At 39.3% G+C, this 22,377-nt stretch carries 20 protein-coding genes; 2 read left to right on the top strand and 18 right to left on the bottom strand.

The features are described 5' to 3' along the window. Positions 1-370 precede the first annotated feature (370 nt). Positions 371-5,497, bottom strand: a complete 5,127-nt coding sequence (locus EO125_RS01980; protein WP_240630416.1) for a TonB-dependent receptor domain-containing protein — start codon at positions 5,495-5,497, stop codon at positions 371-373. 307 nt (positions 5,498-5,804) lie between these two features. After that, complete coding sequence (locus tag EO125_RS01975) at positions 5,805-8,117, bottom strand: YadA-like family protein (protein ID WP_127147411.1); 2,313 nt, start codon at positions 8,115-8,117, stop codon at positions 5,805-5,807. 335 nt (positions 8,118-8,452) lie between these two features. On the opposite strand from EO125_RS01975, the gene EO125_RS01970 reads away from it, so the two are divergent. Both EO125_RS01970 and EO125_RS01965 read left to right on the top strand, forming a co-directional pair. After that, positions 8,453-9,424: a sirohydrochlorin cobaltochelatase gene (locus EO125_RS01970; protein ID WP_370447283.1), complete on the top strand. Its 972-nt coding sequence runs from the start codon at positions 8,453-8,455 to the stop codon at positions 9,422-9,424. 80 nt (positions 9,425-9,504) lie between these two features. Continuing rightward, a complete protein-coding gene (locus EO125_RS01965; protein ID WP_240630415.1) occupies positions 9,505-10,455 on the top strand; it encodes an ABC transporter substrate-binding protein in 951 nt (316 codons plus the stop codon). A gap of 150 nt (positions 10,456-10,605) precedes the next feature. Here the strand turns inward: EO125_RS01965 and EO125_RS01960 are convergent, their stop codons facing one another. The 16 genes from EO125_RS01960 to EO125_RS01885 form a co-directional block, all read right to left on the bottom strand. After that, positions 10,606-11,319 carry a DUF4241 domain-containing protein gene (locus tag EO125_RS01960; protein ID WP_127147409.1) on the bottom strand — a complete coding sequence of 238 codons (714 nt, stop codon included), beginning with the start codon at positions 11,317-11,319 and terminating at the stop codon, positions 10,606-10,608. 26 nt (positions 11,320-11,345) lie between these two features. After that, positions 11,346-11,561, bottom strand: coding sequence for a KilA-N domain-containing protein (locus EO125_RS01955; RefSeq protein WP_127147408.1), 216 nt, complete (start codon positions 11,559-11,561; stop codon positions 11,346-11,348). A gap of 159 nt (positions 11,562-11,720) precedes the next feature. After that, positions 11,721-12,494 (bottom strand): ABC transporter ATP-binding protein, encoded by a 774-nt coding sequence (locus EO125_RS01950; protein WP_127147407.1) that lies wholly within the window; start codon positions 12,492-12,494, stop codon positions 11,721-11,723. Further along, positions 12,494-13,456 carry a FecCD family ABC transporter permease gene (locus tag EO125_RS01945; RefSeq protein ID WP_370447282.1) on the bottom strand — a complete coding sequence of 321 codons (963 nt, stop codon included), beginning with the start codon at positions 13,454-13,456 and terminating at the stop codon, positions 12,494-12,496. Before EO125_RS01945 ends, EO125_RS01950 begins: the two co-directional genes overlap by 1 nt. A gap of 35 nt (positions 13,457-13,491) precedes the next feature. Then, entirely contained in the window at positions 13,492-14,157 is a 666-nt protein-coding gene (locus EO125_RS01940) for a precorrin-8X methylmutase (protein ID WP_127061037.1), read from the bottom strand. Beyond that, the gene (gene cobK / locus EO125_RS01935; protein WP_127147405.1) at positions 14,144-14,920 is read right to left on the bottom strand and encodes a precorrin-6A reductase; all 777 of its coding nucleotides are present in this window, start codon (positions 14,918-14,920) and stop codon (positions 14,144-14,146) included. Before cobK ends, EO125_RS01940 begins: the two co-directional genes overlap by 14 nt. Then, positions 14,917-15,606 (bottom strand): precorrin-3B C(17)-methyltransferase, encoded by a 690-nt coding sequence (gene cobJ, locus EO125_RS01930; RefSeq protein WP_240630417.1) that lies wholly within the window; start codon positions 15,604-15,606, stop codon positions 14,917-14,919. Before cobJ ends, cobK begins: the two co-directional genes overlap by 4 nt. Then, positions 15,603-16,703, bottom strand: coding sequence for a cobalt-precorrin 5A hydrolase (locus EO125_RS01925; protein ID WP_240630414.1), 1,101 nt, complete (start codon positions 16,701-16,703; stop codon positions 15,603-15,605). Before EO125_RS01925 ends, cobJ begins: the two co-directional genes overlap by 4 nt. Continuing rightward, positions 16,703-17,461, bottom strand: a complete 759-nt coding sequence (gene cobM, locus EO125_RS01920; protein ID WP_127147403.1) for a precorrin-4 C(11)-methyltransferase — start codon at positions 17,459-17,461, stop codon at positions 16,703-16,705. Before cobM ends, EO125_RS01925 begins: the two co-directional genes overlap by 1 nt. A 1-nt stretch (position 17,462) precedes the next feature. Continuing rightward, complete coding sequence (cbiT, locus tag EO125_RS01915; RefSeq protein ID WP_127147402.1) at positions 17,463-18,044, bottom strand: precorrin-6Y C5,15-methyltransferase (decarboxylating) subunit CbiT; 582 nt, start codon at positions 18,042-18,044, stop codon at positions 17,463-17,465. Further along, a complete protein-coding gene (cbiE, locus tag EO125_RS01910) occupies positions 18,041-18,667 on the bottom strand; it encodes a precorrin-6y C5,15-methyltransferase (decarboxylating) subunit CbiE (protein ID WP_127147401.1) in 627 nt (208 codons plus the stop codon). The genes cbiT and cbiE overlap by 4 nt, the downstream gene beginning before the upstream one ends. Then, the gene (cbiD, locus tag EO125_RS01905) at positions 18,643-19,761 is read right to left on the bottom strand and encodes a cobalt-precorrin-5B (C(1))-methyltransferase CbiD (protein WP_127147400.1); all 1,119 of its coding nucleotides are present in this window, start codon (positions 19,759-19,761) and stop codon (positions 18,643-18,645) included. Before cbiD ends, cbiE begins: the two co-directional genes overlap by 25 nt. 54 nt (positions 19,762-19,815) lie before the next feature. Further along, the gene (locus EO125_RS01900; protein ID WP_062402554.1) at positions 19,816-20,310 is read right to left on the bottom strand and encodes a YajQ family cyclic di-GMP-binding protein; all 495 of its coding nucleotides are present in this window, start codon (positions 20,308-20,310) and stop codon (positions 19,816-19,818) included. Positions 20,311-20,489: 179 nt separating this feature from the next. Then, positions 20,490-20,702 carry a DNA-directed RNA polymerase subunit omega gene (gene rpoZ, locus EO125_RS01895; RefSeq protein WP_127147399.1) on the bottom strand — a complete coding sequence of 71 codons (213 nt, stop codon included), beginning with the start codon at positions 20,700-20,702 and terminating at the stop codon, positions 20,490-20,492. A 53-nt stretch (positions 20,703-20,755) separates the two neighbouring features. Beyond that, positions 20,756-21,391 carry a guanylate kinase gene (gene gmk / locus EO125_RS01890; RefSeq protein ID WP_127147398.1) on the bottom strand — a complete coding sequence of 212 codons (636 nt, stop codon included), beginning with the start codon at positions 21,389-21,391 and terminating at the stop codon, positions 20,756-20,758. Between the two features lie 24 nt (positions 21,392-21,415). Beyond that, complete coding sequence (locus tag EO125_RS01885; protein WP_127147397.1) at positions 21,416-22,297, bottom strand: YicC/YloC family endoribonuclease; 882 nt, start codon at positions 22,295-22,297, stop codon at positions 21,416-21,418. Positions 22,298-22,377: the final 80 nt, after the last annotated feature.

The raw sequence follows: 22,377 nt of genomic DNA, 5'->3' as shown, positions 1-22,377 counted from the left end.
CCATCTTCCTATAAATATAAGTACAATTTGATTGATTTAATCATTTATATTCACACTAATAATTTATATCTAGCCCTATATTTCTAGTAAATCTAGATGTAAATTATGTACTATAAATGACAAAAAATATCATTTTCTATTATTCTATAGTAAATGATATTTCAATTCTACTCCAAAATGAAACCAGATAGCCCAATTAGTTTACTTATTTGCAATTCTTTCTTATTTTCATTTATGAATATCCACCTACTTGTGATACTATTGCATATCAGAAAAGCCTAATAACTGTGGATTAAACAGTCATTAGGCATCTCTTCTAACTATACAATTATCCAATACAGGATAGAAACTTATTTTCAATTACATAGAACTAGAATTTATAGGTTCCTTGGATTCTTGTGTAATTTCCTAATTTAAAGTTTTCTGCACCGTATAAAGTATCTCGTTGTCCGATTGCTTTCGCATCAAAGGTATAGAATGCTTCTAGTAATACATCTTTCCATGGTACATATCCACCACCAACGGTAAAGCTACGGATACCATCTAGGTAACGATCTGGTACTGCACCCGTTCCATTGCCTCCGAAGAAGGATCCATGTTCAAAGGATTTGTAATCGATGAATCCATTCCAGCTACCTGGGCGACTCATATCCGATTGTCCAACATCGAATCGAACAGCCCAGAATGTTGGATTACCACCATTAGTTCGACCTGTCGGAGTAAAGTTGATAGAACCCGGCACATAATCGTATGTAGTGCGACCATTCATGAATCGTCCTAGGTCTGTTCTATTTTGACCATAATCAAAGGAGATTGTCGCTTGCCCCATACGATAATTAGCACCAATACCTATGACATTTGCCATCCCATTAAATACTTTAGAGGAAGTGCTTAATCCCGATGCATAGGACATACTAAATTCATCTTTACCAACAGAACGTAGATACCAGGCTGTAATACCCATTTGTTTGCCCACCATGTGACGAAGTTGAATGAATCCGGCTCTTTTAATTGGAGGGATTACGTCACGCTGCAACACAACACCCTCTGCCGGAATGATAGCTCCTGTGTAAGGGATGAAAGCTTCTCGAGGTAAACGACTATGCCCATCTGTGGCTTCTAGTACACTGACTAATTTATTGAAATATTGAGCAATTAAGTATGGGTAAAGCCCAGATTTATAAGTTTTTTCAATAGAAGATTCTCCCGGATTACCAATAGTTAAATAATTAAGTCTATATAAATCGTCTCCCACTTTTTTTAAATCTTCATCTTTGAATGTGATAGATGTAATTGTCCCTTTTTCACCTACTACAGTTTTCCCCATTTCCATGGCTCTTTCACGATATGCCTTCAAGATTTCTTCTTTATTTGCATCAAACCAGTTTTTTAGGAACTCTTTTTTATCTTTGCCTAGTACTTTAATATCAGTTAATTTTAACTTAAACAACGGATTATTAAGGTTTGCACCACTAGGATTTGCTGTTGGTTTAGTATGAAAGTTATCACTATCTACAGTATCTTCATAATCCTGATCATCATCTTCATCATGATACACTGACTTACCTTGTAATCGATATGGTATATCAGGCATTTTTATTGGAATCGTAACTTCTTTCCAAGTCCCTGAAGGTACATCATAGGTTTTAAAGGCTTTATCACCGCCATAGGCTTTAATAATAGTATCTTGCATACGTGCTACCGTATCATATTGAGCGTCAACATTAGCATCGAGTTTAGAGGTAATTTCTTCTAATTCTTTAGTTTTAGCTTCAATATTTTTCCGATATTCAGCTTTTATTTCTTCAGTAGTAGCAATATACTCATTATTTAATTCATCTTTTAAGATGTTTAACTCATCTGTCACCTCTGTTTGTTTTTCAAGTAATGTAGGGTACTCCCCTAATAAAGCTTTCAATTGTTGGTAATAGTTAATGGTATTCGGTGCATCTTTCACTACTTTTTCAACCTTTGCACCACCCACACGGTTCCGCTCTTCTTCTGAAAGCTCTGTATAATCGAAGGTGGTTCCTACGAACTCATCTACTGTAGGTGGTCGTTTAAATTTAGTGAACACCGCATGCGTATAGGCAGAGTCTTGGATGCCCGTGCTATGAGAGAAATCACCAAAGCCAATACGAACTTGATTGGTATCACTAGTCCATACGGTACGGAGACCATCAAACTCTTTATTAAACCAGTACCCTGTAGCACCCATGCGTTCTTTTATACGACCTACAGAGTAATCCCATTTGGCATGATGTTTTGTAACATCCAATTCTTCTACTCTACTATGTTGAATACCTTTAGGACCTACCATTTCATGGGATGTATCCACCCCATGTTGCCCCTGTGCTGTTATCAGCAATTTAACATTCGTAGTGTCATTAATTCGTGCATCAGCACCCACTCGCAATCGTGTATGGAACCCATGTTCATTTTTATCTTGTAGATTTTTCAATGCTCCATCGCTAATTGAGCTCACAGCTGTGACCCGATTGGCTGGTCGGTTACCACCTAAATGACTATCGCCACCCATACGCAAGTCGCCTATGAAAGTAATTCCTTTTTCTTTACTTTCATCAAATGGTTTCTCTAAAACAATGGCATTCAATGGAGTCATTACTATTACATCATTCTTATCATGAATGACTTTCGTAGATGCTTCCACTACCTTATCCTTTGTGTCACTGGAAGCACCAAATTTTAAATTCATGCCAAACCGATATTGACGACCTTGTAAGGCTCTATCATCATCTCGATGATCAAAGATATTATTAATACCAAAATACACTAAGGAATTTTTATTAATTTTCTTTTGTACAATCATATTCCAAATGCCATAGGATTTTAGCTTGTACATATCTGCTGTTTTTTTCGTGTTGAACTCGTAGGTAATAATGGATTTATCATTATTTTTAGGGTCCACTTGAGACGTAATGTAATTACCACCGCCAGATACGGAATTACTGTCTAGCATTTTATAGTAATAGTCTGTCCAAATATTACCACTCCAACCACTTTTCTTATCTTCAAATTCTAATCCTAAGTCTAGTTTATGCATCGGTTTATCAAGTAATCGACGAGGTAAATCTGGGTTGGTTTTATTGATCGCATTCAAATAGGTATAGCCTAATTTAAATTTAAAATGATCATTCAACCGTTGTTTGACTTCTAGTTCCAAACCATTGATACGTGCTTTACCAATGTTTTTGAAAGTATAAATCATATCTGGTGCATGTGCATACTTAGTGGCACCCATATAGGTGCTTTCATCAAGATAAGGGGCAAAGTCCATTAAATGTCCTGTATTGGCAATGGTCATATAATTTGTGATTTGGTTACGGAATGCAGTTAATTTTACATAGGTATTTTTATTTTCCCCTTCCAAGGAAATATCAATGTTTTTCGATGTTTCTGGTTTTAAATCTGGATTACCTACCCAGTACCATCCAAGTCGGGCACGACCACCAGATAAAGGTGCTACATTCGTTATAGTTGGACCATACATTTCCCAATTATAATACAATTCGCCCATGCCAGGTTCTGTGTAACTGGTACCAATATTGGCTTTCAAACGACGGTGTGCATTGCCCCCCACATTATGAGTAACCCCCATATTGAAAGTTAAGTGAGACCCGAATAAATCACTATGGTCTAAGCGAGCAATCGGTTGTAAAATCGTGTCTTTATTCACTTGCCATGTATCTTGAATGAAGAAATGTTGTTTCCTTAACCGAGCACTTCCTACGGTTTGTTGGTTAATCCGTTTATTGTACTCATCTTTAAAATGTCCACCATTAAATCTAGGGCGTACGATTTTAAAGGATGGCTCTTCCATGTAATAGAATAAGGCTAAATATGCCTTATTAATAATAGGCGGTTTTACCCCATCAATGGTAGTTGACCCTTGATGACCTGGTCCATACTTTGCAATTAATTCTTTATTATATGGATCGTCAAATAATTTATCATTAAATTTTTTAAAGCGCTCAAATGCCTCTGGATTTCTTTTTTCCAGATTGTTTGGTGTATAGTTACCGCCAGAGTTATACACAAGGCCCATGAAAGCAGATTCATCCAGTCCCGCCTCTGGATCTAGATAGTTTTTAAAATCTTCATAGGTAAATTCAGGTACGCTAGTATTTGATGTTCCGTCATAGCCATACCATTCATGTTCTTTATTCCACCGCAAAGAACCATCACTATTTTTATCAAAAGAATGACGATAAATAGTACTAGCAGGTTTCCCTTTCTTCACAGCTAAACTCTTATCGTAGTCCCATGGGTCGATATTTCTCACCCACGTATGAGGAGCGCTCTTAAGACGGCTACCTTCCCCGCTTTCAGTAGTATACCCAACACCATAGGATAGAAGATGATTATCATTTGCCTGTACATCACCAGTGATGTGTAAACTCCATTGTTTGTGGTCCACATTGTCCACATAATTCAATGTATTTTTACCTTCATAATTGCTGCGACCAAACTCACTAGTCAATGTCACATCATCTTCTTTTGTGCGCGCTGAGTTTAATTCTACTTTCCAGTTGCTCACATCATCAGATCCTGAATAGGAAAGATTCGTTTTATTCCGATCTAAATTTCGTTTGTAATGTACTTGTGGTTCATCTTCGGAGTTGGTTCGTTTCACATACCGTTCTAAATCTTCATTATATCGGTCCATAGCAAAAGAAAAAGAATTGTTATCATTCACATCATAGATGGCGGCTAATCCAAGGTTAGAGTTTGCACCATAGTAGCGCAGTGAATTTTTAGGAAATTGTTCATTCACACCTGCATTACCAAAAGGAACTTCCTTTCTATCTCTTGCAGCATACACTGGCACAATGTCTCGTTTACTACCGTGGATGTTGACACGCAATTTACCATGCTGACCTGAGTCGGCACGCATGAAGAAATTACTAAATGGAACGAGTCCTTGATCCCCTTTAGAACGAATGCTTTCACCATTAATACGGATATTTGCTTTTTTATTTGGTTTATTCGTGATGACATTGATAACACCACCAATCGCATCAGAACCATATTTTGCACTGGCTGCCCCTTGGATAATTTCAATGCGCTCCACATTTTCCGTACCTAACCGTTGTAATTCATCACCTTGACCTTGGTACTTAGCAAATTCACCCATTACAGGTTGCCCATCCACTAAAATCAACGTATGTCGTGGTTCTGCTCCACGGATAGATACGCCGACACGACCCATGCCATCTACTGTACGACTGACACCAGCTTGCGTAAAAACAATATCTTCCACAGATTTAGCTTGCTTTTGTTCAATATCTTTTTTAGTAATGATTTGCACTTGTTGAGAGTTGTATTTTGCTTCTTCTTGGGCACGATCAGCTGTTACATATACAGCACCCTCAGCCTGTACAGGTGCTACCCCCCCTAATAAATAGCATGAGCAAGCCATCCAGCTCATGACAGCGCTACTTAACAGACGCTTATGATATGGTTTATAGTTGTGCATAGTTGTCCACCATCTTCCTATATATACAAATATCATTGATAATATTACTCATTAATATTGTAGTGCTAATTATAATTTACATCTACTCTAAATAGGCAAAGAATGCTCCATTTGAATATCAAATTGTAACAATATCTCATATAAGATATATAATTTGTGTCACTTTTCACTTTCTATTCATCATTTTCGTATCATTCATTGATTCCAAAGACCCATACCATATTTTGAAGAATACAAAAAAGGCTATAGCCGATTCTATCGGTCCATAGCCTTTGTAGTAGTTGACTACCATTTGTATTCTATTGCATTACTTTAATAAGGTCTTTAATGTGGCTACCTCTTGTTGTAATCGTTCGTTTTGTTCTAATAAACGATTGAGTTTTGCCTCTTGTTCTTGCATACGGCGCTCTTGTATTTCATTTCTAGATTTTTCTAATGCTAATTCTTCTGAAAGTACTTGTACTGTTGCTGGTGGTGCGTACTGTGGTATATCGTCACTGCCATGTCCAATTCTAAATGTGGCCCCCGCATTATAGGATCGCTGTGTACCCGCAAAGGCAACACCCGCATTAAACATTGTCCCTTCATCTGTATAATGGGCTACCCCTAGGGCAAATCCTGTTTTACCAGAGTTGTGTCCCACACCCGCCATGATTTGTGTAGGCTCTGTCGGTTTATAGGCCACCGGTTTTAATGCTGCTAAGGCTGCATTCATAGCATCTCCTTCTCGACTTTCACTACGAAGTGCTTGTACATCTTGACGAACACCATTCACCAATGTGTTTGTTTGGTTCATCATATCACCCATGGTATTGTTGATACTTGTATTAAGTACACGTTTTAATTGAGCCACATTAACAGCATCTGTATCTAATGTACCGGCCGCCACATTATTAATTTGCCGAGTTAATCCTAAGTCTGCATTACCAACGGACACACCCCCTAATGAGCTTTCCCATGTAGAAGCACCAGAAAAGTTATCTTTTATATTTTGAATTGCCTCTGTTTTCTTTTCTATTTCTTTGGCAATTATATTTCGATGCAAGGCAGTCGTAGCATTAGCAGCATCACGTTTTTCTTGTGTATCACCATAAATGCGATCATATTCTGAAATACGTAATTGGGCATTCGATTTTGCAATACTTTCATCGGCGCTTTTAATAATCGCTTTTTGTGCCTCGTAGGCTGTTACATCGGAGACTATGGTACTCATATCCATCGTCGTCTTAGTTGTTGGATTATATCCTACTGTAAAAGCAGTCCCAGATGTTGCAGAGCTAGCCCCTAAGGCAACACCATACTCAATAGTACTCTTCGTATCCTGTCCTAGTGCTATGCCACTCGCTGCAGAGGCCGTAGCACGAGTGCCCACTACCACTGTATCTACGGCATTGGCTTTTGTATTAGCACCGATAGCTATACTACGGTTATTATTGGCCAAACTTTCTTGACCTAGAGCAATCCCTTGAATCCCTACTGCATGTGAATATAAACCAATGGCTGCGGATCCATAGCCTTTTGCACCCAATTCTTCTCCGGTCACTTGATGTTTCTGCATTCCCATAGCAACAGAATAATGACCTAAGGCCCGAGAAAATACCCCCATCGCCGTAGAGTATATCCCTTGTGAGGAGCTAGATGTACCCACTGCGGTAGAGTATACACCAATCTCACCATCTACTAGCTCTGTATTAGCCACACTATTATTACCGATAGCAATAGAGCCAACACTGCCTGTGATAGCCCCTGTGCCTACTGCAGTGGCACCATAATAAGTATGATCTGCAGTAGAATGCTTTCTTTCATTTTTAGCATCTGCCCCTATGGCAACAGAAAGCCCTGCTGAAGCTGTCGAGTTTCGACCAATAGCAATCGACCCTTGAGATCCTGTATCATTCGTGCTTGCACCACTACCGATAGCAATGGTTTCTGTATCTTGAGCCTTTGCTCCATATCCGACTGCCACAGATGTGTATCCACTAGCTTTGGAGGCATCGCCAAAAGAGGCACTATAATCACCTGTTGCATTCGATGCATGACCTACTGCAGTGGATTGAACACCTGTAGCATTGGCAAATGCCCCATACGACGCAGACAGATTATTGGTAGCTGTCGCACTGTCCCCTACGGCTGTGGAATGTCCACCAGAAGCTAATGTTTCATTACCAATACTGATGGAACGACCACCAGTAGCACCAAATCGTTTAGTAGCCGGTTCATTGATGGCTACACCAATAGAAATCGATCGCTCCCCTGTGGCATAGGAGTTTGAACCAATTGCCACACCATAGTCTCCACTAGATAAGGCATGGGTACCTACTACAGTGGTATTGATATTCTTCGCTTCTGCCTCAGTACCAATAGCTAGTGCATCAATAGCGGTGGCTTTAGTATTTAATCCAATAGCCGTTGCATTACCGCCACTAGCCACTGTATTCGCACCAATGGCAATGCCCTGATTACCCGATGCATTAGCATTGGCCCCTACTGCTAAAGCAGCATATCCAGTAGCACTGGTACCTCCACCATTAACTACTACGCCAGAATCTGCCCACCCTATATTAGAAACACTGCATAATACTACTACAGCGATTGCTACTCTACTTCGTGTATACTTCATTTCTATCTCCTATGATTCTATTATTGTATTATTCTATCCTTCAAAAAATATTTCAAATGTCCACAAAATTAGATTGAATTAAAAAGCAATTCAGAATATCACAGTTAAATTTACTTTGTCAAGATTGTATCAACTATGTGCTACACGGCATCTGTAGTATTAAAATTAGACTATAGCTAACTTTCATCATTACATATCTAAAATTCATTGACACTTGTCACAGTTAAGCATATAATTATAGATAAGTATGAATAGAGAAATAAAAATTCATGCTTTTGGGTATATTCTAGTTTTAGGTAAGGAGAATTATTATGAAATTCTTTTCTAAAAGCGCTATGATTGCAGCATTAGCAGTAACTGCAGCTTTCGGCGTATCTCAATCTGCTGATGCAGCGTACATGTTAAATTCTGAAGTAAAAGATGCAACTCCAGCATTACAAGAAGCAGCTTCCATTGGTGTTCGCACATACGAAAATCCAATGATGAAAGACGCAATGAATAAAGATGCTATCGTAGTTATGTCCTTTGGTACTACTTTCAAAGATACTCGTGCTAAAACAATTGATGCAACAATCAATGAAATCAAAGCACAACATCCAAATGTAAAAGTTGTGACTGCTTTCACATCTCATATCATCATTGATCGTATTAAAGCTCATGAAGGTATTACATACCCTACTCCAGAAGAAGCATTAGATCAATTGAAAGCTGAAGGTTATACTCGTGTTGCATTGACAACATTGAACATGATTCCAGGTATGGAATATAACTATGCTGGCGCTGTATTCAACCATCATAAACAAGATTTCAAAAAAATGACATTAGGTTTACCTTTAATGTACTGGATGGGTCAAGAAGAACAACGCGATGATATTGAACAAGCATTAAAAGCATACTCTTCCCAATTCCCTATGATCCAAACAAAAGATTCTGCTGTATTGATCATGGCTCATGGTACTCCAGATCCATCCAACGCTTACTATGCAGTTATCCAAGATCGTATCGATTCCATGGGATTCCAAAACACATACCTTTACACAGTAGAAGGATGGCCAAACCTTGAAACAGTGATCCCTCAATTGAAAGAAAAAGGAATCAAACACGTAACATTAATGCCATTAATGATGGTTGCTGGTGACCATGCAAACAACGATATGGCTGGTGACGAACCTGATTCACATAAAAACATTCTTATGAAAGAAGGATTCACAGTAGACACTTATATCCATGGTGCTGGTGAAAACCAAAAAATCCGTGATATCTTTGCTGAACGTGCTTCCGAAGCATACGATGCATTAGTAAAATAATCGCATTGTGTTTACAATATTATAGTATTTAACAACAATAGGGGATACGATTCGTATCCCCTTATTTGAAAGAAAAAACCATGAACACATATATGAAAATTTGTAGCGCTGTCCTTCTATCCACTGCCCTTCTTTTTGGAGGCTGTGGCAAAACAACCACTACTTCAACAGAAACAACTCGCACTGTATCCTACCAAGATCAGTCCTACACAATTCCAACTAACCCATCCAAGGTAGTAGCCCTATCTAATTCTATTTCCAAAATGATCTATGCTGTAGGTGGCAAAGCCATCGCTCGTGTTGAAAGTAACGAAAAATTACCTAGTGAAATTGAATCATTACCAAGCGTAGGCCATACAGCCAATCCTAATATGGAACAATTAGTGGGTCTACATCCTGATTTAGTATTAGGCTTGCCAAGCCAACATGAAAAATTCAAAGGGCAATTAGATAGCAATAACATTCCATCTATTTTGATTAACTACGATGGAATCAATGATAATATTCCGCTATTAACATTATTGGGCAATATTTTCCATACAGAAGATAAGGCCAAATCTGTCATCGAAGATTACAATAAAAAAATCGATACCGTTAAAGCAGCGATTCCAAAAGATAAACCTGTTAAAGTTGCCGTATTACGTGCTACAGGTAAATCTGTCACAGCAGAAACTCCACTAGCAATCACGGCATCTATGGTTCATGAATTAGGCATTACCAATGTAGTAGAACAACATTTAAAAGATAATGTGACTTCTAAAACAGTGCCTTATTCCTTAGAAACATTAACAGTAGATAACCCGGACATAATCCTTGTCGTTACCATGGGTAAAAAAGATGAAATCAATGCAACCTTTGCCAAAGAAATGACTAGCAACCCAGCTTGGAATCAATTACAAGCTGTTAAAAATGACAAAGTCATCTTCTTACCATCCCAATGGTTCTTATTGAATCCTGGACTAGAAACACCAGAAGCTATGGCTGAATTAGTTAATATTATCTATGGTGTGAAAGTACAATTAGATAAATAATATTTTAAGGGAACCTTTCTAACGTAATAAAATGACCACACTGAGTATGTTTACTCTGATGTGGTCATTTTATTATCTTTTTGGTTCTTTAAAAGTTTGGAGAGGTAGTATTAGCTATATTAGTTGTACGATATTTTCGTAAAACTGAAATTAATTTATCGGTATATACTCTAAAACAATATCACAAAGATTTCCCTTTTCATCATACCCAAAATATACAGGATACTGTCCATCTCCAAAACCAGACTGAATCATAGGAATTGATAAATCTGTATTAGGAATTTTAAAGTTTATCCAATCTCCATCTTCTCTTTGAAATTTTGGATATTTCATGGCATTTTCTTTAAATTCCTTTGCAAAAAAATCATTATAAATATTTTTTTCAGTATTTTCTTTATACCACTTCTCTACAAAATCACAATATTTATCTCTTGTTTCTACATCAACTATAGTTGCCAATCCTGCATCAACCATAAATCCAAAAATACTTTCATTATCTACACCTTCTAGGTTTTCATCACCTTTTAAAGCTTCGTAATAAATCACAGGCTTATTTTCATTAAATTTTACTCTTGTAAGTATATAACGATAGTGTTCTTCTTCGATTTCTGCTACCAAAGTTTCAATGCTATACTTTCCTCTTGGTACTTTGGTTAAGTAAGGTTTTTCTGCTCTACTCAGCCAAACCAAAGGATCTCTTACCAAAAGCTCTCCCGTAGGAAATATGATTTCTCCCATTTCTAAAACAAATAATTTTTTTCCATGAATTTCATTTTTTTCAAAAACTTCTGCATAGTTCATAGGGGCAACTAATAAATGTTTTACTGTTTCATATTTTTCAATCCATTCTTTTGTTGTATTCATATATACTCCTTTAAAAATTTATCGTTCTACCCTATTCCTAATCTTTCACCACGTATTTTAAAAGTAGTATCCACATCCATATCAAACATCTTGCTTTTGAAAATTATTTCTTCAAAATAGATCCAAGAAGTGAATTTAAAAGCAATATCTTTATGTGCGAACGTACCACCAGCTCTACCAACTTTTACAAATAAGCCTTTGGCATTTGTAGTCGTTGCCCATTTCTGTGGGGAATTCGTCAATTTTACTCATTAATATACCGTTATTGTATCATACAATTATTGATTTATATACTAACACCATCAGTACATCTCCCAAATCACAAAAAATCGGCATAGCCAATGGTTATGACTATGCCGATACACAAGATGATAGCTCCCTTGTTAAGTTTTGCTCAAGTACTACAACAGTCCTTGTATCCGTATATAAGGGAACTCCCCTTGTTCTACATCTGTTCTAACAGCAAATACTTTTTCTAGTAATTCTTCTGTCATCACATCTTTTGGTGATCCATCGGCCAAGATCTGTCCTTGATAGAGTACACCGACCCGATGGGAATATTGTGCGGCTTGGTTCAATTCATGAAGAACCATGACAACTGTTAACCCATCACGGCAATTTAAGCCCTGCAGTAACTCCATAATCTCCAACTGATGATTAATGTCTAAATATGTAGTTGGCTCATCCAAGATTAATACTTTTGGTTCTTGAGCTAATGCCATGGCAATCCATACACGTTGCCGTTCCCCACCGGATAAGGAAGATACTAGCTGATTCCGCAAATGACTTACTTGTGTTGCCTCTAAGGCAGCATCTACCACTTCTTTATCATGAGATCCTTGTTGCTTCCACCAAGATTGATAAGGGAATCGACCACAGTTGACGAGTTCTTCTACTAACATATCTTTTGGGATAGATGGTACTTGTGGTAAGAATGCCATATATCTAGCTAATTCTTTATTCGAATACTTCTCTGCTTCTTTCCCAGCAATTTTGATGGTTCCAGTGCTTTTAATAGCACTAGTAATGGCATGTAATAAAGTACTTTTACCACAACCGTTAGGTCCAATCAAGGTAGCGATTTCACCTTCATAGACGGTCCAATCGATACCCTTTAAAACTTTTTTTTCACCAAAGGAGACACGACAATCTTTCACAGAAATTACTGGTTTCATTAGTCATCCCTCCTCAATAAATATAAGAAGAATGGAGCTCCGAAGAAGGCCATAATGATGCCTACTGGAATCTCAATAGGGCTAAATAATGTACGTCCCACTGTGTCGCTGATGACAAGGACAAAAGCTCCTAAAAAGGCAGATCCCGGTAACAGGAATCGATAATCTGTGCCTAGCATCATGCGCGCAATGTGAGGAATGATCAGCCCTACGAAACCAATCAATCCTGCTACTGACACGGCACTGGCTGCTAGTAATGCTGCCACGGCTGTCATCATAAACCTTGTTTTCTCTACAGCTAAGCCTAAACTACGAGCTGTTTCATCGCCTAAGCTAAGTATGGTCAATCGTTTTGCCCCTAAGAAGGCAAATACTAAGCCCCCTATGGTATACGGAATTAAGACATATACTTGTGGCCAACTACGAGCGGCAAGACCGCCAACCATCCATAATAATGCCCCTTGTACGCGATCCCCATAAAATACAAGCAAGGCAGATATCATGGACCCTAGAAATGCAGCTACCGCCACACCTGCCAAGATAATACGGCTTGGTCGTATGCCCTGTTTCCAAGCTAAGGCATACACAAGTATGGCTGCCGTCAAAGCGCCAATAAAGGCGATGAATGGCACTGCATATTCTAGGTAAGGAAATAAAATCAATACTATGACACCAGCTAATCCTGCACCTGAGGAAACACCTACGATTTGCGGATCTGCTAATGGATTTTTCATAACTGCTTGTAAAATAGCACCTGCTACCGCTAGATTGGACCCTACTAGGGCGGCTACTATATTTCTCGGAAAGCGAATGTTCCATATGACTAGTGAGTTCGTATCAGATAAAGTGGGAGACCACAATGTGTGCCAAATTTGAGCCAATGTAGTCTGGGCGGACCCAAATACCAATGACAAGATAAGGGCAGCAATCGCTGCTGCCCCAAACACTAGAACGAGAAACATACGCCATGCATTGCGTGTTTGACTCGTTCTATTCATTATTTCTTTTCTTTTCCTTCTACAAATAACATGTCGTTACGTTTTACATCTGTGTAGAACAATGCGTTAACAACGGATGCCGCAATGGAACTACCACCTTTGTTACCTTGAATTGTAATATACGGAACTGGAGATACTTCTGCCAAATAATCTTTAGATTCTGCAGCACCTACGAAGCCTACTGGAATACCAATGATTAAAGCAGGACGAATCCCTTCTTCTAAAGCAAGGCGCAATACTTCATATAAAGCAGTTGGTGCATTACCGATTGCCACAATTTGTCCTTCTAATTGTTTACCAAATGTACGCATCGCAGCAATAGAGCGTGTTACGCCTAATTCTTTTGCCATTTCCGCTACTTTTTCATCACGAATTAAGCAATGTGCTTCACTGTTGTGAAGCTTCAATGCTGGTTTAGAAATACCTGTACGCACCATTTCCACATCAGTATAAACATGAGCGCCATTGTTAACAGCTGCAATACCTGCTGCTACAGCACCTTCACTAGTACGGAATAATTTCGCATATTCTACGTCACCAGACGCATGGATAGTACGAGATACCACACGAATTTCATCGTCAGTAAATCCCATGTCTTTCACATATGGGTAAATAATTTCCATACTTTTATCTTCAATTGCTTTCGGGTTTTTAATGTAATCCATCGTAATCCTCCCATAGAGTTTTAAATTCTTCTACTGTTGAAATTGTCACTGCCCCTTTCGCCGGCGTTGGGCGATCGATGACAATAACATGTACGTTTAAATCGATAGCAGCTTGTAGCTTTGTATCTGAACCTCCCACAAGGCCAGAGTTTTTCATCACAACTACCTCTGCTTTTGTATCTTGGAACATCACCTTATTCATTTCATAAGAAAATGGTCCTTGCATAGCTATTGTATATTTAGGAGATACGCCTAAATCTTCCATCATCTGTAGTACTTCCGCCGTCGGTAATACACGGGTCCATACTTCTTTATCTTGTAAGGCATCAGATTTTGCAAAAACATGCATAGTCTTACTACCTGTTGTAAGATACACTTTCGTACCTAGTTGGCCTGCTAAAGTAGCCGCCTCTTCTTCATTGCTGACATGATGAAGTTTGTCATATTCTGGCAATGGTACTTCTTTCCGTTCAAAACGAATGAAAGGAATCTCCATATCTGCTGCTGCCTCACGAGCTGTGGCTGTTACTATCGCCGCATAAGGATGGCTGGCATCAATAAGCATCGTAATGCCTTTATTTTGAATGAGAGCTTTCATCTCCTTTAAATTCAAACGGCCTTCATGGACTTCAATACCTGGGTGAGATGCTAATTGTGCCCCATATTGGCTCACTACAGACACCAATACAGGTAATCCTGTATGCTCTTGCACGGCTACCGCTAAGTTACGGCCATCTAGCGTACCCGCTATGACCCAGATCACAGTTTATATCCTCGTGGTGTAATGATTTTACCATTTTCCACATAGGTTTGGCTGTTACCAATGATAACTAATGTTTGCATATCAATTTCTTCTTTGTGGAAATGTTCTAAATCAGAAATGATGATATGTTGACCTGCACGGCCTGCTTTTTGGACAATACCTACAGGTGTTTTAGGATCGCGATGTTGTAATACAAGTTCACGTACTTCATCTAAATGAGTGATACGTTTTTTACTGCGTGGGTTATATAAAGCGATAACCATATCACCTTCTGCACATAGAGCTGCACGTTTTTTGATTAAGTCCCATGGTGTCATCAAATCGCTCAAACTAATAACCGCAAAGTCATGCATCAATGGAGCACCCAACACAGCTGCTGCCATGTTCACAGCGCTTAAACCTGGAACGATATGTACAGGAGGACGTTTTTCCTCTGCCACTTTGTTAGCCAATTCGATGACAAGGCCAGCCATACCGTATACACCAGGGTCACCACTGGATACCACCACCACTTTATAACCTTCTACAGCTAAATCCACTGCTTGTTGGCAACGATCTACTTCTTGCATCATGCCTGTACCTACAGTGACTTTGTCTGCTACAAGGTCTTTAATCAAGTCTAAATACGTAATGTAACCTACCACACGGTCTGCTTGTAAAATCGCTTCCCGTGCTTCTGGTGTCATAAATTCTGAGTTACCAGGTCCGATTCCGATAACTTGTAACGTACCCGTGCAATGGCTACGGTTGTTCTCGGAAATATGGTTTTGTGCTGCAGTAGCTCCTGCCCCTGCGCTAGTAATAGTGCTGTCGTTTCGCATACGTTTCCTACTCCTATGGTTTGTTTAACAAAATTTGATTCAATAATTTGTGCCTCTTCAATACAAGGGGCCATTTCTTCTTGTGTATAAAATTGGATAGGCCATTTGAGCTCTTCCATGGCTTCCAATAAACCTACTTCATCCGCTTTCACGATGACTGAGGCGGCTCCCTTAACACTTAATGGGGACCGTTTTACATTTTGCAATGATTCTGATACGGCTGAAAGTATCAATTCTTTCGGTGTATCACGGCGGCATCCAATGCCCACCGTCATCGTCGGTGGCCGTAACACCAGTGTGACACCTATACAATCAATCGTTCTATCTGTAATCACAACCTTTGGCTCCAGGCCCCATGGGAATGGTTCCTCCGGATGAAAGAGAACATAGTCCACTTGATGTGCTTGTACAGCCCTTTCAAAGTCATCTGCCAAGGTACGATCTAAATAATATTTGACAGTTTCTCCATTGACGATAGCCGCATTTACCTTAATAAGCATGGAGAAGTCTTCTACCTTGGCGCCTATCTTGCGAGCCAATACATCTGGTGCGGGCAATTGATTTACATCTGTAGCTGTCGTAATCACCGGAGTTGCACCCGTAATCATTGCTACCTCGCTAGTCCATTCATTAGCGCCGCCTAAATGACCAGATAATAGGCTAATCACAAAGTGACCCCCTTCATCCATCACTAAAATAGCTGGATCTTCCGATTTATGCTTGATGAAAGGTGCAATCATACGCACTACAATGCCTGTAGCCATAATAAATAAGATACGGTCATAGTCTTTCCACAAGTTTTCAATATGTGGTTTCAAAGAAGAAAAGGATATGGCTGTTTCGCCACTTTCACGGTCTTCCTTTTCATAGCAATCTACCACATGCTCTTGTGTATAAGCGCTACGCACTAATTGCCCTAAGGCAGCTCCTCGTTTTGTAACAGATACGATAGCAATCTTCATTACTTCGCATCTCGATACATATGAGCAAAGCCTTTGTCATAGAGTTTAGATAATTCATAATCTGTATCTAATACACGGCTTACTACGATCATAGCTTGGCGGATAACACCTTCTTCTGCCACCACATCAGCAATGGTTTCTAGTGTACCACGAATGATGCGTTGGTCTGGCCAAGATGCTTTCACAACGATAGCCACAGGTGTTGTTTTATCATAGCCACCTTCAATTAACTCTGCCGCCACTTTATCAATCATTTGGACAGACAAGAAAATACACATTGTCGCACCATGGCTAGCCAACATAGGTAATTTTTCTTTTTCTGGCATAGGCGTTCTGCCTTCCATGCGAGTGATGATGACAGTTTGGGTTACATTTGGCAATGTATACTCTTGTTGTAATGCAGCTGCTGTTGCCAAGAAAGAGCTTACCCCAGGTGTTACATCATAGGTAATGCCCATTTCTTTTAACGCATCCATTTGTTCTTGAATGGCTCCGTAGATAGCAGGGTCACCTGTATGTAAACGCACCACTGTTTTACCTTCTGCCACACGAGCTTTTGTCACTGCTAATACATCATCTAAGCTCATAGATGCAGAATTATGTATTTCACAGCCTTCTTTACAAGCTTCTAAAATCTCTGGATTAACCAAGGAACCAGCGTAGATTACTACATCTGCTTCTTGTACCAATCGATATCCCTTACGGGTAATTAATTCTGGATCGCCAGGGCCAGCGCCCACGATATGTACTTGTGCCATATTATGCCTCCTGTTTCACAGCAGTTACGATAAAAATAGGGCTCAATGGATTTAATAAATGGTACGGGCCGGCTTTTCTAAAACGACTCACTTGCATTTGGAATCCTTCATAGGTATATGGTCTACCTTTTAACTCTTTCAAAATGGTATACCCTGTTTCCATAGTCACAGCAGTTACCACAAGACGACCACCCACTTTCAACAACCGAGTTGCTTCGTCCATAATGGTACCCATACCACCAGCGCTACCACCAATGATAACAGCGTCCAATTCTGGTAAATCTTCCATACCTTCTGGGGCTTTGGCCTCAATAATTGTTAAGTTTTTCACGCCAAATTTTTCTTGATTTTGGCGAATTAAATCTGTCGCTTTCTCAAAGCGCTCAATAGCATATACATGTCCTTTCGGAGCTGCTAAGGCAGCTTCAATCGAAATGGACCCTGTACCAGCTCCCACATCAAGAACTATGCTATCTTCTTGTACACGAGCTGCATTCATAACAACCATACGAATTTCTTTTTTCGTCATGGGCACATCGCCACGAATAAATTCCTCGTCTTCAATTCCAAAAAAATGTCTCATCCTAATACCACCATTACGGAGTGACCAAAGCCCTCCAATGTCTGTAATTCTTCTAATGTGCCGCGTTCAATACGCTCATCTTCATAACTCAATCGTTCACAAGCAGCCGCTTTTGTATCCTTGGGCCAACCATGTTCTTCGATTAAATATTTTGCAATATAGGCAGGATTCTGTTCAGGATCTGTTAAGAATCCTAATTTACGTCCTTCCGCATAATACAAATCTTTTTCCTCTGGGCGACGGCCGTGAAAGCTCATTAAATCTGCATTGTGCCACACTTCACCAAGTCTAGCAAAGGCAAATGTCATAGAACTTATGCCCGGTGTCACATCGATTGGATTGTTAGGGAATTTAGTTTTTAAGTATGGCAATAAGGAATAATACCCCGTATCACCACTAACTAAGACTACAATATCGTTGGATTGTAGTTGCTGTCCCATCCACTCTGCCATAGGTGCTAGTTTCGCAATAGGAAAGGTCAACTGACCTGGCTGAGCAAAGTCTTCTAATGCTCGCTCACTTCCTACCAAGACCTTAGCCTGCTTGATAAGATGTAATCCTCTAGGTACTACATACTCTGGATTCCCAGGGCCAATACCTACGACATACAAGGTATGTGCCATGATTCTTCTTCTCCTATTTGTTTCGCTACCTCATCGACGGCCAATATAGTGCCATCTAAGGTAGATATGATAATACCAACGTTTGCATCTTGCGCAATATAGCGCATAGAACGTAAGGATGCGCGATCCGCTACGCGCTGATAAATACCCTCTAGATGCTCCCGTTCAATAATTGGCATAGCCGCTTCTGTAGTGCGACAGTCCATCAACTCTTCACAAACTTCTCGAGATGCCCCTTCTAAGGCTGCATAGGCAACAATGGTTTCCATCCGACCATCACTCATGCGGTTGTGGGTGTGAAAGCTACCGCTAGCCAGTTTTATAATTTTACCTATATGACCAATGATAAGGATATTTTTAAATCCAATTTTGACACATTGTTCTAGCATAAATCCGATAAAATTACTTGTTTCTGCCATTTGATTGATAGAAATACCCAGCTGCTCTTTTGCAATTTCTTGACCTATACGCCCTGGTACAAGTATGGCCGTTGTATAACCAGCTTCTTTCATGACACGCAATTGGGGTACTAAAGAGTTTTTAAACCCTTCTTCACTCATGGGCTTTACAATACCTGTCGTGCCAATGATAGAAATACCACCTTCAATACCAAGGGTGCCATTCAAGGTTTTTCTAGCCAAGGTTTCTCCAGCTGGGACAGAGACTTTCACATGGATACCCATACCTTTCGGTACTAATTCTTCAAATACATAGGAAATCATTGTTCTAGGACCTGGATTGATGGCTGGTTCTCCTACGGGTAATGCCAAGCCTGGTTTCGTTACTGTACCAACTCCAAATCCAGCTTCATAGGTAATGATTCCCGATTGATTTAATGTCACTGTAGTCACAATATCAGTACCATGTGTGACATCCGGGTCATCGCCACCATCTTTCACAACAGTTACCATTACCTCCGTTGGCGATACTACTTCTACCTTGGCAATGGGCACATGAATGAAAGCATCTTGCGGGTTTCGTATAGAAACTTGGTCAACAATTTCTTCTTCGATTAGGGCTAAGAGTCCTGCTTTTACCCCTGCTGTTGCACAGGAACCAGTGGTGTAACCACCACGCATATCTTCTACGTTCATAGTCCCTCACATGATAAAATAGGAGCATCCATTGGGTGATGCTCCTCTATTTGATTAAGAACGGAAATTCACAAATTGTAATTCTACAGGTAAATCTTGTTCACGAAGCATCGTAATCACTGCTTGTAATTGATCTTTGTCTTTTCCTGCTACACGTACTTGGTCTTCCATAATTTGAGCCGTCACTTTTAATTTCATATTTTTGATGAGTTTCACCACATCTTTAGCTACCTCTTTAGAGATACCATTTTTGATGGTCACAACTTGGCGAACTGTACCACCAGATGCTGGTTCAATTTTGCCATATTCCAAGTTTTTAATGGCCACATTACGTTTCACCATTTTGCCTTTTAGCACATCGATAATAGCCCCTAATTTATATTCATCATCACAATGAATTTTTATAGTATCACCATCGTGTTCTATATCTGCTTTGCTATTACGGAAATCGTAGCGAGTGCCAATTTCTTTCTTCGCTTGATTTACTGCATTATCTACTTCTTGCATATCCACTTCGGATACAACGTCAAATGAACAATCTTTAGCCATATAAACCTCCAATAATTATTTACATGAACAGTTTAATTATACCCTACTTCCCTTATATTTTCTACCTTTATAGTATCTTTTGTTATAGCTTTTAGGAATGTAGTATACCTGAAAAAAATACCTAATGAATACAGTTGGATTCCTCTATTCATTAGGCATCATATACATTCCGTATAAAATTATTTCACGCCATCTTTTGTGCGTTCAAAGCCAACTTGCTCCGCTGCAATTTCATATAAAGCGATGGATACAGGATTTTCTGTGCCTACATCACCTACTAAGGATGGCTGTCCATCAGTTAATTCACGAGCACGTTTCGCTGCCAATGTTACCAATGTGTACTTGCTATCTACTTGTTTTTCCAAATCTTTTAAATGCGGTTCTACCATCATAATGAAAGTCTCCTCTGTATTAAACACTAGTATTTTGACATACCAATAGCAACTTAATGATTTTCTTGTTGCTCATTGCTATATCGTTTATAAATGTATTGAATTTTTTCTTTATTTCGACTAATCTTACATGTTTCAGCCCGCAAGATAGATGCTGTTCGTTCAATAGCATCTTCCAAATCATCATTCACCACTATGTAATCATAACGATGTGCTAATGCTAATTCTGAACAAGCTAAAGATAAACGTTTATGAATCACTTCTTTATCATCCGTACCACGACCATGCAGACGAGATGTTAACACATCTAAGGATGGCGGTACAACGTAGATAAAGACAGCATCGCTGTAGGATTCTTTTACCTTCATAGCACCTTGAATATCAATCTCCAAAATCACACTCTTGCCTTCTTCTAATAAGTTCATGACGTGCTCTTTCGGTGTACCATAGTAATTATCGTACACTTTTGCATATTCTAAGAATGCATCTTCTTTGATTAATTTTTCAAATGTATCTACATCTCGGAAGAAATAGCTAATACCCTCTTCTTCACCCACCCGCGGTTGGCGTGTGGTCATCGATACAGAATAGACCAAGTTTGGCATTTGCTTGCGGAGTTCTGCACAAATCGTGCCTTTTCCTGCCCCAGATGGTCCTGAAATGACGATTAATATTCCTTTATCAGACATGATAACTCCAGTACTACTTACACATTATTCTATATTCTGAATTTGCTCTCTTACTTTTTCTAACTCTACCTTCAATTGTACAACGGTGTCTACAATGGTGATTTCATTCCCTTTGGATCCCATCGTATTCACCTCGCGGTTCATTTCTTGTAACAAGAAATCTAACTTACGTCCAATAGGTCCTTCTTCCTCAAGTATTTCTTTTAATTGTACCACATGTGAGGCAAATCGGGCAATCTCTTCCGAAATATCTACTTTATCTGAAAGTATAGCCACTTCTTGCATAAACCGTTCTTCTTGAAAGTCTACGCCCACTTTATCTAGCATAGTTTGGATCCGTTGCAATAATCGCTCTTCATGGTGTGCTAAGGCCACATCTCTTCGACTTTTCATGTAAGCAAATAATGTTTCAATCCCTTGTAGACGTTTCGTAATATCTTCTTTCATCGCAACGCCTTCTTTGGCACGCATCGCAAGAACACCGTCAATGGCCAATTTTGTTGCCTCTTCTAAAGCTCGTCCCATCGCCTCTTCATCAGTAGGTGGTTCTTCTACAGTGATCCAGTCTGAAGAAATGGACATAATCGCCGACAAAGGGACCTCTTTCACATCAGCATAGAATCCTTCTTCTACTAAAAATTGTTTAATCTGTCCACATAAGGCACGGTTCATAGATAATTCTTTCTCTTGCTCGCCGGACTCTTTGTATAAGATAGACACCTCTACCTTACCACGTTGAAAGGCTGATTGGATTAACCGTCGTACTTTGTCTTCAAAGATATTAAATTGTTTAGGGCTTTTAATGATAATGTCACAATAGCGCGTATTTACCGTTTTAATCTCTACTTGGAAACTTCCTGTTTCTGTAGTCACTATGCCGCGACCAAAGCCTGTCATACTGTTCATGGATTTACCTCGCGTTTCCGATCTATTTCTTACCTTTCAGTATAGCACGGTACGGCACAAAAATAAAATTTTTTATGATA

The sequence above is a fragment of the Veillonella sp. VA139 genome (assembly GCF_003992005.1).
Taxonomy (GTDB): Bacteria; Bacillota; Negativicutes; order Veillonellales; family Veillonellaceae; genus F0422.
The sequence above is the reverse complement of the archived record's forward strand: the minus strand, read 5'-3'. Positions and strand labels throughout refer to the sequence as shown.

Bases quoted from the DNA above. Each gene is read 5' to 3' on its own strand.
- EO125_RS01980 (WP_240630416.1), bottom strand. From the start codon at position 5,497: ATGCACAACTATAAACCATATCATAAGCGTCTGTTAAGTAGCGCTGTC.
- EO125_RS01975 (WP_127147411.1), bottom strand. From the start codon at position 8,117: ATGAAGTATACACGAAGTAGAGTAGCAATCGCTGTAGTAGTATTATGC.
- EO125_RS01970 (WP_370447283.1), top strand. From the start codon at position 8,453: ATGATTGCAGCATTAGCAGTAACTGCAGCTTTCGGCGTATCTCAATCT.
- EO125_RS01965 (WP_240630415.1), top strand. From the start codon at position 9,505: ATGAACACATATATGAAAATTTGTAGCGCTGTCCTTCTATCCACTGCC.
- EO125_RS01960 (WP_127147409.1), bottom strand. From the start codon at position 11,319: ATGAATACAACAAAAGAATGGATTGAAAAATATGAAACAGTAAAACAT.
- EO125_RS01950 (WP_127147407.1), bottom strand. From the start codon at position 12,494: ATGAAACCAGTAATTTCTGTGAAAGATTGTCGTGTCTCCTTTGGTGAA.
- EO125_RS01945 (WP_370447282.1), bottom strand. From the start codon at position 13,456: ATGTTTCTCGTTCTAGTGTTTGGGGCAGCAGCGATTGCTGCCCTTATC.
- EO125_RS01940 (WP_127061037.1), bottom strand. From the start codon at position 14,157: ATGGATTACATTAAAAACCCGAAAGCAATTGAAGATAAAAGTATGGAA.
- cobJ (WP_240630417.1), bottom strand. From the start codon at position 15,606: ATGACACCAGAAGCACGGGAAGCGATTTTACAAGCAGACCGTGTGGTA.
- EO125_RS01925 (WP_240630414.1), bottom strand. From the start codon at position 16,703: ATGAAGATTGCTATCGTATCTGTTACAAAACGAGGAGCTGCCTTAGGG.
- cobM (WP_127147403.1), bottom strand. From the start codon at position 17,461: ATGGCACAAGTACATATCGTGGGCGCTGGCCCTGGCGATCCAGAATTA.
- cbiT (WP_127147402.1), bottom strand. From the start codon at position 18,044: ATGAGACATTTTTTTGGAATTGAAGACGAGGAATTTATTCGTGGCGAT.
- cbiE (WP_127147401.1), bottom strand. From the start codon at position 18,667: ATGGCACATACCTTGTATGTCGTAGGTATTGGCCCTGGGAATCCAGAG.
- cbiD (WP_127147400.1), bottom strand. From the start codon at position 19,761: ATGAACGTAGAAGATATGCGTGGTGGTTACACCACTGGTTCCTGTGCA.
- EO125_RS01900 (WP_062402554.1), bottom strand. From the start codon at position 20,310: ATGGCTAAAGATTGTTCATTTGACGTTGTATCCGAAGTGGATATGCAA.
- rpoZ (WP_127147399.1), bottom strand. From the start codon at position 20,702: ATGATGGTAGAACCGCATTTAAAAGATTTGGAAAAACAAGTAGATAGC.
- gmk (WP_127147398.1), bottom strand. From the start codon at position 21,391: ATGTCTGATAAAGGAATATTAATCGTCATTTCAGGACCATCTGGGGCA.
- EO125_RS01885 (WP_127147397.1), bottom strand. From the start codon at position 22,297: ATGAACAGTATGACAGGCTTTGGTCGCGGCATAGTGACTACAGAAACA.